This is a genomic window from Nocardiopsis exhalans, from assembly GCF_024134545.1.
Lineage (GTDB): Bacteria > Actinomycetota > Actinomycetes > Streptosporangiales > Streptosporangiaceae > Nocardiopsis > Nocardiopsis exhalans.
In genome coordinates this window covers 1,951,947-1,968,010 of the sequence record NZ_CP099837.1, presented here as the reverse complement: position 1 = coordinate 1,968,010, position 16,064 = coordinate 1,951,947, and the positions used below count along the sequence as shown (strand labels likewise).

Annotated in this window: 7 protein-coding genes; all 7 read right to left on the bottom strand. The window is 70.9% G+C overall.

The genetic code is table 11. The annotated features are described in order from the left end of the window. Positions 1–4: 4 nt before the first annotated feature. Positions 5–8,044 carry a type I polyketide synthase gene (locus NE857_RS08765; RefSeq protein ID WP_254420519.1) on the bottom strand — a complete coding sequence of 2,680 codons (8,040 nt, stop codon included), beginning with the start codon at positions 8,042–8,044 and terminating at the stop codon, positions 5–7. Positions 8,045–8,477: 433 nt separating this feature from the next. Next, a complete protein-coding gene (locus NE857_RS08760; RefSeq protein WP_184370830.1) occupies positions 8,478–9,743 on the bottom strand; it encodes a styrene monooxygenase/indole monooxygenase family protein in 1,266 nt (421 codons plus the stop codon). Positions 9,744–9,822: 79 nt separating this feature from the next. Beyond that, on the bottom strand, positions 9,823–10,380 hold the full coding sequence (locus NE857_RS08755; protein WP_184373052.1) for a GTP-binding protein: 558 nt from the start codon (positions 10,378–10,380) through the stop codon (positions 9,823–9,825). A 22-nt stretch (positions 10,381–10,402) separates the two neighbouring features. Then, positions 10,403–10,762: a DUF742 domain-containing protein gene (locus NE857_RS08750; protein ID WP_013151545.1), complete on the bottom strand. Its 360-nt coding sequence runs from the start codon at positions 10,760–10,762 to the stop codon at positions 10,403–10,405. A 46-nt stretch (positions 10,763–10,808) separates the two neighbouring features. Further along, the gene (locus NE857_RS08745; protein ID WP_017581967.1) at positions 10,809–11,234 is read right to left on the bottom strand and encodes a roadblock/LC7 domain-containing protein; all 426 of its coding nucleotides are present in this window, start codon (positions 11,232–11,234) and stop codon (positions 10,809–10,811) included. Between the two features lie 94 nt (positions 11,235–11,328). After that, on the bottom strand, positions 11,329–13,989 hold the full coding sequence (locus tag NE857_RS08740; protein ID WP_254420518.1) for a sensor histidine kinase: 2,661 nt from the start codon (positions 13,987–13,989) through the stop codon (positions 11,329–11,331). Between the two features lie 729 nt (positions 13,990–14,718). Next, entirely contained in the window at positions 14,719–15,963 is a 1,245-nt protein-coding gene (gene ccrA, locus NE857_RS08735; RefSeq protein WP_254420517.1) for a crotonyl-CoA carboxylase/reductase, read from the bottom strand. Positions 15,964–16,064 lie beyond the last annotated feature (101 nt).

Sequence of the window (16,064 nt, the reverse complement as noted above, 5' to 3'; positions counted from 1 at the left end):
CTCGTCATACGCTCGGTCCCCGCAGAGCGAGGTCCACCAGTTCGTCGACGCCCATGGCGTCGATGGCGTCCTGGCCTCCGTCCTCCGCCGGAGGCGTCTCGGTCCGCCCGGTCTCAGCCGGGGGTTCCGGGTTCACGAGACTGTCGAGCAGCCGGGCCAGGGCCCGGGGCGTGGGGTGGTCGAAGACGGCCGTGGCCGGTACTCGCACACCGACCGCTGTGCTGAGCCGGTTGCGCAGCTCGACGCCGGTGAGTGAGTCCGTGCCCTGTTCGGTGAAGGGGCGGTCGGGGTCCACACGGACCGCCGATTCGGCCCGGTGGCCCAGGACCACGGCGGTGTGCGCGCGGACCTCGTCCAGCAGGGCACGGGTCCGTTCTCCCGCCTCCATGGCAGCGAAGCGCGCGGCGGGGTCCCCGAGCTCACCTGCTCCGGTCCCGCCCCCGGCTCCGGAGGCGGCAGCGGAGACCGGGGCGGGGCCGGCCCCGGGTTCGGGCAGCAGCCCTCGGAAGACGCTGACGTCGGCGGCCGGGGTGAGCCACGCGGGCACGGCGTGGACCGGGTTTCGGGCAAGGGCGGTGTCGAAGAGGCCGAGCGCCGCGCTGGGCCGCATCGGCCGCAGTCCGTTCCGGCCGAGAGCGGCGAGATCGGCCCCGTCCAAGTGACCCGTCATCCCGCTGCCCCCGGCCCAGAGCCCCCACGACAGCGAGACGGCCGGCTGACCGGCGTCACGCCTGAGGTGGGCCAGGGTGTCGCAGAAGGCGTTGGCCGCCGCGTAGTTCGCCTGCCCCGGGTTGCCCAGCACCCCAACCGCGGAGGAGAACAGGACGAAGGACGCCAGATCGTCAGTGAGCTCGTGCAGGTTCCACGCCGCGTCGACCTTGGGCCGGAGCACGGCGTGCAGCTGCTCGGTGGTCAAAGAGGCAACCGTGGCGTCGTCGAGGGCGCCGGCGGCGTGCACCACGGCGCACAGCGGGCGCTCCCGCGGCACCTCGGCCAGCACACGGGCCAGGTCCTCGCGGTCGGCCGCGTCGCAGGCGACGACCTCCACGCGGGTGCCGAGCGCCTCGAGCTGGGCGGTCCGCTCCGCCTGCCCGGGGGTGTCCGGGCCGCGGCGGCCGAGCAGCAGCAGGTTCCGGACCCCGTACCCGGTGACCAGGTGGCGGGCCAGGCGGTGGCCGAGCCCGCCGGTGCCTCCGGTGATCAGCGTCGTGCCCTCGATCGGGAAGGGCGCGGGGACGCGCAGGACCAGCTTTCCGACGGTCTCGCCGCGCTGGAGGGCGCGGAAGGCCTCCTGGACCTCGCCGATGTCGTACACGGTGGTGGGCAGCGGGTGGAGGGCGCCCTCCTCGAACAGCTCCATCACCCGGGCGAGCATGTGGCCGATCCGTTCCGGGTCCACGTCCGGCAGGCTGAACGCGTCGTAGGTGCAACCCGGGTACTCGGCCGCCACTCCGTCGGCGTCGCGGATATCGGTCTTGCCCATCTCCACGAACCGGCCCCCCGGTCCGCGACCGTCCTTGGGCGAGCGCAACAGGCGCAACGAGGCGTCCACGAACTCGCCGGTCAGCGAGTTGAGGACCACATCCAGGCCCCGACCGTCGTTGGCCTCCTTCAACCGGGACTCGAACTCCAGCGTGCGGGAGGAGGCCAGCCGCTCCGGGGTCAGGCCGTAGGCGGCCAGCCCGGACCACTTGTGCGGGCTGGCGGTGCCGAACACCCTGGCGCCCATGTGTTGGGCGAGCTGGACGGCGGCGGTGCCCACGCCCCCGGCGGCCGCGTGCACGAGCACGCTCTCGCCGGGGCGCACCGCGGCCAGGTCCACCAAACCGTGGTAGGCGCTCAGGAAGGCCACCGGGACGGCCGCCGCCTGCTCGAAGGTCCACCCCTCGGGTATCCGGGCCAGTCGGGCGCGGTCCGCCACGGCGAAGGGCCCGAAGGCTCCGTCGAACATACCGGCCACCCGATCACCGGGGGCCAGGTCCGTCACGTCCGCACCGGTCTCCAGGACGACCCCGGCGCCCTCGATGCCGACCCCCACACCGTCGTCGACCACGCCCAGGGCGGTGACCACGTCGTGGAAGTTCACCCCGGCGGCCCGGACGGACAGGCGCACCTCGGAGGGGGCCAGCGGAGCCCCGGCCGCGGGCGAGGGCACGGCCTCCAGTGCGTCCAGCGAGCCCGGGCTCCGGGTGTCCGCGCGCCACAGGCGACCGGGCGGGGCCAGGACCCCCTCCGCAGCGTCCGTCGACCTTCTCAGCCGGGGTACCAGGACGGTGCCCGCACGCAGGGCGATCTGCGGTTCGTCGAGTCCGAGCGCCGCGCCCAGCACCTGGTGGGACTCCTCGGCACCGTCGGAGTCCAGCAGCACCAGACGACCGGGGTGCTCGCGCTGGGCCGTACGGAGCAGGCCCCAGACCGGACCGGCGGCGACCCCGGGGAACGGCTCCCCTCGGTGGGTGGTCACCGCCCGCCAGGTGACCAGGACCAGTCGGGAGTCGACCGTGCGCTCGTCCGCCAGCCACGCGCGGACCGATTCCAGGGCCGATTCCAGCCCCTGCCGGACCGCGTCGGGCAGGGCGTCGCCCTCGGCGTAGACCGCGGAGGCGGGCAGTTCGACACAGACCAGCTCCGGTACGGGTCCCTGCGGCTCCAGATCACCGAGAGCGGGCAGGGGCCTGGGAGAGGGGCCCTCGGCCTCCGGTTCCGAAGGCGGTGCCACCTGCTCCCACACCAACTCGTACAGTTCCGGGAGTTCGCCCGGCTCGGGCTCGGGCAGCGCGTCCTCGTCCAGAGGCCGCAGGAGCAGCTCGTCCACGGTCCAGAGCGGAACGCCCCCGGTGTCGGTGGCGAGCAGCCGGTAGCGGTCGTCGCCCAGCGGGGTGAGTCGCGCCCTCAGACTCCGGGAGGGTTCCTCTCCTCCGGCCGGAGCCAGCCGGACCCCGGTCCAGGCGAACGGCACCATGGGGCCGTGGCGGACCTCGGCATCGCCCCCGGGCAGCACCGCGTGCAGGACGGCGTCGGTCAGGGCCGGGTGAGGACCGTGGAAAGCCCCGTTCCCACCAGCGGTGTCCGGTAGCTCGACCTCCAGGAAGAGTTCGTCCCCGTGCCGGTGCGCCGACCGCAGCCCTTGGAAGGCCGGACCGTAGTCATAACCCAGGGCGCGCAGGTCGGTGTAGTCGACCGGGATCCGCTCGGCGCCCTCCGGCGGCAGGGTACCGAGGCCATCGCCGGTCTCCGGGGCGGTGTCCCCGGCGGCGGCATCGGCAGGGCGCGCGCCGGTCACGGAGCCGGAGGCGTACCGTATCCACGGGGTGTCGTCACGGGCCCCGCGCCGTGCGTACACGTTCACCTCGCGGTGCCCCAGCACGTCGCGAGCGGCGACGATGATCTGGATCTCCGCCGTCCCGTCCCGGCCCAGTGTCAGAGGGGCCTCCAGCACCAGGTCGGCGACGGTGTCCCCGCCGACGCTCCGCCCGGCCCTGGCGACCAGGTCCAGCAGCGCGGTCCCGGGGAACATCACCCGGCCGAGCACACGGTGCTCGGCCGCCCAGGGATGGTCCGCGACGGAGACCCGCCCCCGGAACACCACTCCCCCGTCCGCCAGGGTGAGTCCTTCGTCGAGCAGTGGCACCGCCGACTCCGCCGGTCGGGCCTCCGGCTCGCTCGGCGTCAGCCAGTGGCGGGACCGCCGGAAGGGGTCGTCGGGCACCGTGACCGGGGCGCCCTCGTCAGCCACCCCCTCCAACACCACGTGCGCGTTGGTACCGCTGATCCCGAAGGAGGACACCGCCGCCCGCCGGGGCCGACCGGTGTCGGGCCACTCCGCCCCCTCGGACAGCAGCCGGACACCGCTGCCCTTCCACTCGACCCGGTCGGTGGGCTCCTCGGCGTGCAGGGTCCGGGGCAGGCGTCCGTGTCGCAGCGCCTCCACGGTCTTGATCACCCCGGCCACCCCCGCGGCGGCCTGGGTGTGGCCGATGTTGGACTTGAGCGAACCCAGCAGCAGGTCGTGCTCGCGCTCGCCACCGTAGACCGACATCAGGGCACGGGCCTCGATGGGGTCGCCGAGCCGGGTGCCCGTACCGTGCGCCTCGACCGCGTCCACCTCACCGGGGGTCAGCCCCGCCGAGGCCAGGGCCTGCCGGATCACCCGTTCCTGGGCCTCCGGGTTGGGGGCGGTCAGGCCGTTGGAGGCCCCGTCGGAGTTGACGGCGCTGCCCCGCAGCAGAGCCAGCACGGGCCGACCGTTGCGGCGCGCCTGGGAAGCCGGTTCGAGCAGGAGCACACCGACCCCCTCCGACCAGGACGTCCCCTCGGCCCCGGCACCGAAGGCGCGGCAGCGGCCGTCCGGGGACAGGCCGCGCTGGGCGGAGAACTCCAGGAACATGCCGGGGGTGGCCATGACGGTCGCGCCACTGGCCAGGGCCATGGAGCACTCGCCCCGGCGCAGGGCCGCGGCCGCCTGGTGCAGGGCGACCAGTGATCCCGAGCAGGCGGTGTCGATGGTCAGGGCAGGGCCGTTCAGACCGAGCACGTAGGCGATGCGGCCGGAGGCCACGCTCAGCGTGCTGCCGGTGAGCCGGTATCCGCCGTCCGTGCTGCTGGCCGGGTCGGCCAGGCGCGCACCGTACTCGGTGGGCATCGCCCCGACGAACACGCCCACCTGCTGGCCGCGCAGGCTCGCGGGGTCCATGCCGGCCCGCCTGACAGCCTCCCAGGAGGTCTCCAGCAGCAGCCGCTGCTGGGGGTCCATGGCGTCCGCCTCCCGAGGGCTGATCCCGAAGAAGCCGGGGTCGAAGAGGTCGGCGTCGTGGAGGAATCCGCCCTCGCGCGTGTAGGTGCGCCCGGGAGTGCCGGGTTCGGGGTCGTAGAGCGAGTCGAGGTCCCAGCCACGGTTCTCCGGGAAGGGCCCGATGGCATCGGTTCCCTCCTCCACCAACCGCCACAGCTGTTCCGGGGAGCGCACCCCGCCGGGCAGTCGGCAGGCCATCGCGGTGATGGCGATCGGGTCGTCGCCGGAGGCGGCGGGCATCGAACCGACCGGGGCGGCCGGAGTGCGCGGCGCGGACTCCACCGGTGGGGGTACCGACCCGCCCGGCTCCTCGCCCAGTTCCCGGGCGAGGTGTCCGGCGAGCGCGGCCGGAGTGGGCAGCTCGAAGAGGACGGCGTCGTCCAGGCGGATCCCGGTCTCCTCCTCCACGAGGTCGGCCAGCTCCAGCAGCATGATGGAGTCGAAACCGAGGTCACGGAAGGCGCGCTGTTCGTCCGCGGGGTCCAGACCGTCCTCTTCGAGGATCCGGGCGCTCAGGGACGCCACCAGCCGAACGGTGCCGCCGTCCCCCGGGGGCACCGTCTCGTCACCGGTTCCGGGTGCCGCCGGGGCCTCGGCGGTCAGCACGGCCGGGATGCGCTCGGGCCAATAACGGGTGCGCTGGAAGGGGTAGGTGGGCAGGTCGATCCGGTGCGCGCCCGACCCCCTGAAAAGGTTCTCCCAGTCAACGTCCAGACCGGAGGTGAACGCCTGGGCGGCCGCGGTCAGCAGCTGGGCCTGGTCTCCCCGGTCCCGGCGCAGGGTCTCCAGGACCGCGCCGCGCACCTGGCGGGCGGCCAGCACGCGCTCGATCCCGTGGGCGAGGACCGGATGCGGACCGACCTCGACGAAGGCGGTGTGGCCGTCGGCCGCGGCCAGGGCCACGGTGTCGGCGAAGCGGACGGGGTTGCGCAGCCCCAGGTACCAGTACCGGGCGTCCATGGCCGGTCCGTCCTCACCCAGCTTCCCACCGGTCAGGGTCGACAGGACCGGGATCCGGGCCGGGCGCGGCCTGACGTCGGCCAGCTGTTCGAGCAGGGTCTCGCGGACCTGTTCGACGTGCGCGGAGTGCGAGGCGTAGTCGACATCGACCAGCGCGGCGTGCACTCCGGCGTCCACGCAGTGGTCCACGGCGGCGCGCACCGAGGCGGGGCTGCCGGAGACCACCACGGACTCGGGGCCGTTGACCGCGGCCAGGTGCAGGTCGGTCAGTGAGTCGAGGAGTTCCTGGGCGTGCTCCGCGGACAGTCCGAGCGAGGCCATGGCCCCGCTGCCGCCGAGCGCGGTGAGGGCCTGACTGCGCAGAGCCACCACCTTGGCGGCGTCCTCCAGGGTCAGCACCCCGGCCACATGGGCCGCGGCGATCTCGCCCTGGGAGTGGCCGATCACCGCAGCGGGGCGCACCCCCATGGCCTCCCACACCCGGGCCAGCGCCACCATGACCGCCCACAGGACCGGCTGGACGACGTCGACGCGGGCCCCGGAGCCGGCGTAGCGCGGCGCCCCCGGCTCCCCGCGCAGCACCCGGGTGAGGGACCAGTCCACGTAGGGGTCCAGGGCTCGCTCACACTCCCGGAGTCTGCGGCCGAAGACCCGGGCGAGCTGGCCGTCGCCGTCCAGGAGGGCGCGGGCCATGCCCTCCCACTGCCCGCCCTGTCCCGGGAAGACCAGCACCGGACCGCGTCCGTCACGGACGATGACCGGGGTGCCGGAGGGCCGGACGGACTCCAGTTCGCGCGTGCCGCTACCCGCGGAGGCGAGGATGACCGCGCGGTGCTCCATGACCGTGCGGGTGGCGGCCAGTGAGTAACCCACGTCCTCGGGTCGCAGGCCGGGCCTCTTGGACACGAAGGAGTGCAGGACCGACGCCTGGGCGCGCAGCGCCTCCTCCGAACGGGCCGAGAGGACCCAGGGCACGGGGTCGAGCGTGCCCTCCCCCGAGGCCGGGTTGGGTGTGTCCGGAGAGCGCCGGGGCGGCGGAGCCAGTACGAGGTGGCAGTTGGTCCCGCCCATGCCGAAGGAGGACACGCCCGCCAGCGGGGTGTCGGTCGGCCACGGCTCCCGGACGGTCTGCGGAACCAGTCCCAGCCCTTCGAGGTCGATCGCGGGATTGGGCTCGGCGAAGTTCCGGGTGGGGGGCAGCAGGCCGTGGGAGAGGCTGAGCACGACCTTCAACAGGCCGACGATCCCGGCCGCGCCCTCCAGGTGTCCCACGTTGGTCTTGGCCGAGCCCACGCGCAGGGCGCCGGAGCACCCGGAGAAGACCGTGCCGAGCGCGGTGGCCTCGACCGGGTCGCCCACCGGGGTGCCCGTGCCGTGCAGTTCGACGTAGCCCACCTGCGAGGGGTCGATCCCGGCCCTGCGGTGGGCCGCCCGCACGGCTTCCGCCTGGCCCTCGGGTTCGGGGCGGGCCAGGTAGGAGGTGGGGCCGGAGTTGTTGATCGCGCCGCCGGCCAGGACCGCGTAAACGTGGTCGCCGTCGGCCAGCGCACGGTCGAACGGTTTGAGGACGACCACGGCCCCGCCCTCGCCGCGGACGTATCCGTTGGCGCGGGCGTCGAAGGTGTAGCAGTGGGCGTCGGGAGAGAGGCCACCGAACTGGGCCACGTACTCGGTGCTCTCGGGCAGCAGGATGAGGTTGACACCGCCGGCCAGCGCAAGGTCGCACTCGCCGCTGCGCAGGCTCTCCATCGCCGTGTGCACGCTGACCAGGGAAGAGGACTGCCCGCTGTCCACGGTCATACTCGGCCCTCGCAGGCCGAGCGAGTAGGAGACGCGGTTGGCGATCATGCCGCGCTGGCCGCCGGTCAGGCTGTGGTGTGATGCGGGCGTGTCCCGCAGGAGGAGCGAGTAGTCGGAGGAGATCGCCCCGGTGAAGACGCCGGTCCTCGTGCCGCGCAGGCTGTCGGGGGCGGTGCGCGCGTTCTCGACCGCCTCCCAGCTGAGTTCGAGCATCAACCGCTGCTGGGGATCCATGGCCACCGCCTCACGCGAGGAGACTCCGAAGAAGGCGGCGTCGAAGTCCTCCGCGCGGTCCAGGTAGCCGCCCCACCGGTGGTCCCGCTCAAGCGGGGTCCACCCGAGCCGTTCCGGCGGCGGGGTGATGGCCTCACGGCCCTCGCACAGCAGCCGCCAGAAGGAGTCCGGGGTCGAAGCCCCCGGAAGACGGCAGGCCAAGCCCACGACCGCGATGGGCGAGCGGGTCACGTTATCGCTGTCAACGTCCCTGGTCATCGCGTTCCTCCGGTCGAACTCGACGTGCTCACCCCGGGCGGGTCCCGGCCCGGGGTCATGTCACGGGGTTGGCTTGCCCGTCACGTGAAGATGCACGCGCACCGCCCTCTTTGCACAGGTCAGGTCCAGAAGTGACCGTCACGGGCCCCGTCAGCGAAATCCGCGTGCTCCGGAGAATCGACAGACAGGACAAGCAAGCCGCATACAACTCCATTGACGCATGAACCACACGTACCTCACATGCGGTTTTGAGTCATACGCAGGGTGGATGGTATCCGCGATTCAGGACAGATGACAACGGAACCCTAGTTTTCGGTCATTAGCGCCACCACATTCAGAACACGACACAACCAGGGATTTAACAGCTTCGTTACCGAATAGAAATGCCCAATGTCCGTGGACATTGGGCATGCCGAAGTGTTCCAGGCCCGGCTCACCCCCCGTTGCGCGCCCGGACTTCGGCCAGGTACTTCAGCGCCTCCTCCGGCTGGAGGAGCCAAGAGGCGTAGTCAGGCGGGTGGTCCCAGCCCTGAATCCACCGGTCAGCGATCTCCGGGTAGCGCTGAGCACCGTCGATGAGATCGTGGAAGTAATCCGGCAGGTCACCCTGGTCCCACATGGTGGAATTCATTTCCGACCACAGCTGGTTGTGCAGACCGAATTCCCAGAACCGATCGAACGCACTGACCAGGAAGTCCTCGTCGAAATCACGGTCCCCGTGCTCCATGATCGCCTCAAGGTAGGCCTTCGCGCAGTGCATGGAGTTGTTCCAGCTCTGGCCGACGTAGGGGTCCATCGTGACGACGACGTCGGCCATACCCAGCACCCTCCCCCCGGAGGGCAGGACACCGACGGGGTTGCGCACCTGGGGCGTGACCTCGTCGGTCAGGGTACTGCCGAACCCTTCCACCAACGCCGCGTCCTTGATGCGCTCGTAGTACTCCGGCGCGTAGCGACGCATCAGGTCCTTCATGCGGCGCAGCTGTTCCTCGGGGCCCGGCCGGTCGGGCCAGGCGTCCATGGGCCCGCCGCGCTTGTCCACCATGACCAGGGCGTGGCAGGGGCCCTCCTGGCTGAGGATCGGCATGAGGATGGTGTTCCCGGCGTCGGCGGCCGAGGCCGCCCAGCCGACGTTGGGGTCGTCGCCGGCGTCCGGCCAGACGTCGTAGATCAGTGCCTGGGCCATGGACCGGGGCCTGGCTCCGCTGAACCGGCTCTGGTCGTAGTCGAACAGCTGGCCGAGCTCTCCGTGGCCGACCGCGACGATGATCAGGTCGAACATGCGGGAGAAGTAGTCGAGGTCGGTCACGGTGACGCCGTGGATGACGACCTTGCCCCCGCGGTCCTCGAAGAACTCCAGCCAGTCGGCCATCTTCACCCGGCGGTCCACCGACACCATGTAGTCGTTGGCCCTGCCTGTCCGGCCCACGAAGGACAGGGCCGGTTTGTCCTTGCCGGGATAGAGGTGGATCCTCTGGTTGCGGACCTGCGGACAGAGCACGCTCCACAGGTCGAGGTCGTACTCACGCTCGTGGTTCAGCGACGTGGGGAGGGTGAACTGCGTGACGGAGGACCGCCCCGTACGGATCTCAGTGGAGGACTGCCCCGTGATCACCGTGACGTCGTAGCCATGGGTCAGGAGACCGTGAGCCAGGTGCAGACCGGCGTGGCCAGCGCCGACGATAAGGATCTTGCGCATTGTGTCGCTAACTTTCCTGGGGAACCTACGGGGCCGTGGGGAGGATCGACCGGTTGGGGGTCCACACGCTCCCTGCCTGTCAGGCGACGGGCTCGCTCGCACGGTTGTGCTCGAGCGCGTACCGCAACAGCGTCTTGAGCACGTCGCCGCCGGACGTCCTGTGCCTGGCGTCGAAATCGATGATAGGGACCTCCGGGCTGACTTCCAGAGCCTCGCGGACCTGCTCGGAGGTGTAGTCCAGACGGCCCTCGAACTTGTTCAGCGCAACGATGTAGGGAATGCGTTTGCTGGTCTCGAAGTAGTCGACGGCGTCGAAGGAATCCGCGAGCCTGCGGCAGTCGACCACGACGACGGCGCCCACGGCGCCGCGGACCAGATCGTCCCACATGAACCAGAACCGGGCCTGGCCCGGCGTGCCGAACATGTACATGACCAGTTCGTCGTCGATGGTGATGCGGCCGAAGTCCATCGCGACGGTGGTCGTCGTCTTGTCGGGTGTGACCGAGGTGTCGTCGTGCCCGACACTGGCCTCGGTCATGATCGCTTCAGTCGTGACCGGCGGAATCTCCGACACCGAGCGCACCAAGGTCGTCTTGCCGGCACCGAAGCCACCGGCGATGACGATCTTGCTCGACATCTTCTTGCGATTCGACCTGTTGTCACTGGAAAAGTCGTTCGAGACCACGAAGAGCCCTCTCCAGAACCTGGTTTTCGGACGGACTGCTGCCGGTGATGGTCGGGTGGATGTACACCAGGTCCTGCTCGGCCAGGTCACTGACCAGAACCTGAGTGACTCCCAGGGGGATGTTCAGCTCGGCCGACACCTCGGCGAGAGACCGTGTCTCCCGGCACAGTTTGTAAATACTGATCGACTCCGGCATGAGGGTGCCAGGAGGTTCCTGCCCGGGCTCGGACGTCGAGACCAGGGTTTGCACCATCAGCGGATGCCGTGACCGCGTCCGCCCACCCGTGAAGGTGAACGGGCGAACACGGTTACTCCTTCGCCTGCGGAAGCTCATAGCCGCGGCAACCTCATTCCTGCCGAACCGTTACGGGTCACCGTCGTCAGTTCTGGATGACCTCGCGCAGCTGCGAGCGCAGCTGCGGAGTGAGCACGTGGGCGACGTTGTCCACGAGCTTGGCCATCTGGAAACCGACGATCTTCAGCTCGGTACCGGGTGCGGTGAGCACCGCCATGCAGGAACCGTCACTGATGGCCATGATGAAGAGGTGGCCGTGGTTGAAGCGGACGAGGAGCTGCTCGCACTCTCCTCGCTGGAACAGACTGGCCCCGCCGACCGCCAGGCTGTGCAGACCGCTGGAGATCGCCGCGAGCTGCTCGGCGTGCTCCTCGGGGAAGTCGCTGGAGTGGGTCAGGACCAGGCCGTCGGAGGAGACCACCACGGCGTGCTCCACACCGCGCACGTCCCGGACGAACCGGTCGATGAGCCACGAGAAGTTCTCAACGCTGTCGTTCGTGGATTCAGTCATGCTTGTGCTCTACCTGCCTCGGCCGAGTGTCGTGTTCGCTGGGGGTCTGGGGTGTGGGGGCCCGCGCCCAGGGCGCGGGCCGCAGCGTTGGAGGTCATTCCTTGTCGCCCTCGAGCTCCTCGCCCTCGATGGCGGCGCGTTCCCCGTCGAGGAAGTCGCCGATCTCGTCGCGGATCTGCTCTGCCCGGGCCTGCCCGGTGAGCTTGGGCGGGGTGTCCTCCCGGCCTTTCGGCGGGGGCGGCGGGGTCTCCGAGAGCGCTCCGGGGTGCGGCATCATCCGCAGCGGCGAACCGTGCGGGGTGGCGCTGCGCCGGGGCAGGCCGGCGGCGGTGACCGCGGAGGTACCGCCGGTGGTCGCGGGCGGTGCGTCCTTGGAGGCGCCGGGACCGGCGGCCACGTTGCCGTTCGCGCCGCCGCCGTTGCTGCCGCTGCCGTTGAGCGGCTTGCCGTTGGCGGGCTGCTGCGGGATGGGGCCGGTCGAGGTCACGGGGGCGCTCGTGCTGGGAATCATGGAGGTACGGGTCTGTCCGGGCTGGCGGGGCGTGGCCACGCGCAGGAGCCCCTTGGGGACGATCGTGAAGGCGCTGAGCCCGCGGAAGGAGCGCGGCTCCAGCCTGGTCTCCAGGCCGTGCTTCTTCGCGATCCGGCTGGCCACGTACAGGCCCATGTGCTTGGGTACCTCGTCGTCCAGGACCGGCTCACCGCTGAGGCGGCCGTTGAGTTCGGCCAGCTGGTCCTCGGGGATGCCCACGCCCTCGTCCTCGACGATGATCATCAGGCGGCCGTCTTCCAGCTCGCGGGCGCTGATCACCACCTGTGAGTGCTCGGGCGAGTTGGCGGTGGCGTTGTCCAGCAGCTCGGCCAGGAGGTGACTGATGTCGTCGGCGGCCAGACCGGTGATGGAGGCCTGCGGGAGCTTGCCCAGGCTGACCCTGGGATAGTCCTTGATCTCCGAGGTCGCGGCGCGGGCGACGTCGAGCAGGGGGACGATCTCGTCGTGGGCGTCGGACTCGCCGCCGTCGTGCCCGGTCAGCACCAGGAAGTTCTCCCCGTTGCGTCGCATACGGGTGGCGAAGTTGTCGATCTGGAAGAGCTTGTCCAGGAGGTCGGGGTCCTGGGCATCGGTCTCCAGCGCCTCGACCGTCTCCAGTAGGGCGTCGACCAGGGAGAGGTCGCGCATGGCCAGCCCGGCCAGCGCCTCGTTGAGGATTCTGCCCCCGGATCCGGCCTCCGGGTTGAGCAGGGCCTCGGAGACGGCCTCGGCCACCTCCGCCTTGGCCGCCGCGGCTGCCTCGGCTTTCTCCGCCGTGGTCTCCTCGGCGGTGTCCTTGGCCGGATGCTCGGCAACGGGTGCGTCGACCGCGGCCGCCGGGTCGGTCTGTTTCGGGGACTTGGCGGACGGCTGCGCCTGGGCCGCCCCCTCGGAGTGCTCGGGGGCGGCCTCTTCGTCCGTCCCTGAACGGGTGAGCGCCTTGTCCTGACGCACCTCCTGGGAGACAGTCGGTTCGCTGCGCTCCGCGAAGAGCGTGGCGGCCGACTCGGCGGTGACCACCTGCGGCTGCTGTCCGGCGGCGAGCACGATCACGTGCTGCACCGGCTGGCCGTACGGGTTGGGTTGGCCGTAGGCACCGAACTGGCCCGGGTAGATCACCGGCTGCCCCGGGAGCACGTAACCGGGCGGCTGGTAGGGCAGCGGGTATGCGCTCTGGTAGGGCAGCGGCTGCGGGTGGGCGTAGTGCACCGGGTAGTGCTGTAGCGGCGGCACGGGCAGCTGCGGCGGGTACTCGGCCTGCGGATACGGGTAGGGTGCGGGCGGCTGGCCCTGGTGGCCGCGCGGGCCTCCCGGGTGGCCGGGACGTCCCTGCTGGCTCTCGGGGTACGGGCTGCCGGGGTACGGGCTGTCGGAGTACTGGCTGCCCGGGTACTGGTTGCCCGGGTACTGGGGGCCGCGCCGGTCTGCCGGGTAGCCCTGGCCCGGGTGGCCCGGGTCCGGGTAGCTCTGCCCCCGGAGGCCCTGCGCTTGCTGATAACCCTGTGCCTGCTCGAAACGCTGTGCTTGCTGGTAACCCTGGTGGTCCCGGTAGCCGTTCGGGTCCGGGTGACCCTGGTACCCGAGGGGGGCCTGGGGGTCGTGCCCGGCAGGCCGGTGCTCCTGGCCCTGCTCCGCCCCCTGGGGGCGGGCCTGATCGCGGTGCGGCGGCTCGTAGGGGGCCTGCGGGCGGTCGGCGTACCGTCGCGGCTCGTAGGGCGCCTGCTGGGGCTCCCACTGGCTACCGGACGCCGAGGACTCGGCCGCGGGCCACCGCGGCTGGGATTCGTGGAGCTGCGACTCCTGGGGTGGGGCCTGGGGCTCGGGCAGCTGGGCTTCGGGGCGGTGGGGTTCGCGGGCGGTGTGCTGCCCCGGCGTCGACCGGTGGTCGGCCGCCGGCTCGGGGGCGGAAGAGGCTGGTGCCGCCGACTGCACAGGGGCCTCGGGCCGCTCCGTGTTACCTGGCGTGGGGCTCCCTGGCATGGTGGGGCCCTCCGGTGTGGGGTTGTCGGTCATGGTGTCCGTGGTGGCGGGGGTGTACGGGTTGCGCGGTTCGGGCTCGTCCAGTCCGACGCCGCGCCACTGACCGACCGGGTTGGCGCCGGTGTCGACATCATCGACGTCGACGCTCCTGGTCGTGTAGGGGTTCGGGACGCTCGTCCGGGAGGTGGGGCGGTAACCGTTCTCGGCGGACGCGGAGAAGGGTCCGGTGGGGGGCTCCGTCACGGCTGTCTCCTCGCCGTCCGCCGTCTGGTCGGGGTTCCGCGAGTGCGGATGCACGGGCTGATGCACGGGATGTCCTTGCTCGCTCTCCGATGACGAGGATGTCTGGGACTTGACCATCCGGGAGATGGCCCGGCGAAACCTTCCCTCACGCCTTGTTCCGTGCCCATCCTCCGTCGACTTCATCTTGGCCAGGGAGTGGTCATCGCGCTCGTGCGGTGACTGCGCCTGTGCCACAATCTCGTCTCCTCGAATCAGGTGGGCGGATTGGCGGTGGCCCCGCACCACCGCCCTGACCAGGGAGGAAATCGTTTCCTGGGTCTTTTTCGACCCGTGATACGACCAGGCGTCCCGAACGCCGGGGGAACGCCTCGACGGCTCCGTCCGTGGTGGGAGCGCATGCGCGTTGTGACAGCGGGATCGGCGCCGCGAGCCCGATCCGCAGGACAAGTGTCCGCGCTCCACACAATTGCTGTTCTTCCACCGGGAACCGTCGTTCGGTTCGTCAGACTAACAAAGGATGCCCAGTTTGACAGAAGAATCAAAGAAGCACCGAAAGAGCGCCGGACCATACCCTTCTGACGTGCGTGAACACTGAGAAACAAGCTACTCAACCCATGCGAAATCCGGTCGATTTGAGGTGCTTTGTCGGATTCTTGCCGGGTGTCACCTCTCTCTCAGTGACACCCGGAGGTCCCTGCGTCAGAGGGAGACGTCAGCTCGCGGTCCGGGTCACAGGTCCAGCCCGAACTGCCCCGGAGCGGCGTTGACCAGGACCGCCGTGTTCCCCGGCGGCTGCTTGTTGTCCCGCATCAACTGGTGCGCCTCACCGATCTCGTCGAAGGGTACGGTCTTGGTCACACAGGGGTCGAGCTGGCCGCCCGCGACCAGATCGATCACCATGCGGCACTGCGCGGGCGAGGCGAAGTGCGAGCCCTGGAGCCGCTTGAGCCGCATCCACAGGAAGCGCAGGTCCACGTCGGCCTGGAAACCCGAGGTGGCACCGCAGATCACCACCATCCCGGAGTTGTCGCACAGGTACAGGGAGGTGGGCAGGGTGTCGGCCCCGGTGTGCTCGAAGACGATCCGGGGCGAACGCCGCTCTCCCAGCTCCTCCCAGAACTTCCTGCCGAAGGACCGCGCACCGCGCATCCACGCCGCGAAGGCCTGGGGGTCGCTCTCGTCGGGAACCCGGCCCCAGTGGTCGAACTCGGTGCGCAGGATCGTGCCGACGGCGCCGAGTTCGCGGCACAGCTCGGCCTTCTCCGGGGTGGAGACCACGGCGATCGGCTTGCCGCCCGCCTGGCGGGCCAGCTGGATCGCGGAGGTGCCCAGACCGCCCGCGCCACCCCAGATCAGCACCGGGTCGCCCGGGCGCACGACGTTGGGGTACCAGCCGAAGAGCTGCCGGTAGGAGGTGGCGGCGCTGGCCAGGAAACCGGCCGCGACCTCCCAGGTCAGATTGTCCGGTTTGCGGTGGCACTGGACGTCCTGGACCAGGGCGAACTGGCCGAAGGACCCGAAGTTCTGCTCGTAGCCCCACACGCGCATGCTCTTGGAGGCGATGGGGTCGCCGCCCATGCGGATGTCGTCCGCGCTCTCGTCCCACTGGCCCGGGGCGGTGATGACGTGGTCGCCGACCTCGACCCCGCGCACGCCCTCCCCCACGGCCCAGACCACGCCGGAGCCGTCGGAACCACCGATGTGGTACCCCTCTGGCTCCCCTGCCTTCTCGCGCACGGCGATGACGTCCGCCGGGTGGCCCTTGGCCGCCCAGATGTTGTTGTAGTTGATGCCAGCGGCCATCGTGTAGACGAGGACGTGGCCCGGCTTGAGCTCCGGCACCGGCACGATCTCGCGGGCGAAGGCGTCGCGGGGCTCGCCGTAGCGCTCCCGGCGGATGGTGAAGGCGTGCATCCGCTCGGGCACGTGGCCCAGCGGCGGAACCTCTCCGAGTTCGTACAGGTCCTTGGGCATGGTGCGCCAGTCCTTTCGAGGAGCAGGAGCAGGGGGGCGAACAAGGGGTGTGGAGCGGGGTGTGGAGTCGCCCGAGGAGGCCGGAGTCGGGGCCCCGGGGC

Excerpts from the sequence above, each read along its gene's own strand:
- NE857_RS08765 (WP_254420519.1), bottom strand. The coding sequence starts at position 8,044 with ATGACCAGGGACGTTGACAGCGATAACGTGACCCGCTCGCCCATCGCG.
- NE857_RS08760 (WP_184370830.1), bottom strand. The coding sequence starts at position 9,743 with ATGCGCAAGATCCTTATCGTCGGCGCTGGCCACGCCGGTCTGCACCTG.
- NE857_RS08755 (WP_184373052.1), bottom strand. The coding sequence starts at position 10,380 with ATGTCGAGCAAGATCGTCATCGCCGGTGGCTTCGGTGCCGGCAAGACG.
- NE857_RS08750 (WP_013151545.1), bottom strand. The coding sequence starts at position 10,762 with ATGAGCTTCCGCAGGCGAAGGAGTAACCGTGTTCGCCCGTTCACCTTC.
- NE857_RS08745 (WP_017581967.1), bottom strand. The coding sequence starts at position 11,234 with ATGACTGAATCCACGAACGACAGCGTTGAGAACTTCTCGTGGCTCATC.
- ccrA (WP_254420517.1), bottom strand. The coding sequence starts at position 15,963 with ATGCCCAAGGACCTGTACGAACTCGGAGAGGTTCCGCCGCTGGGCCAC.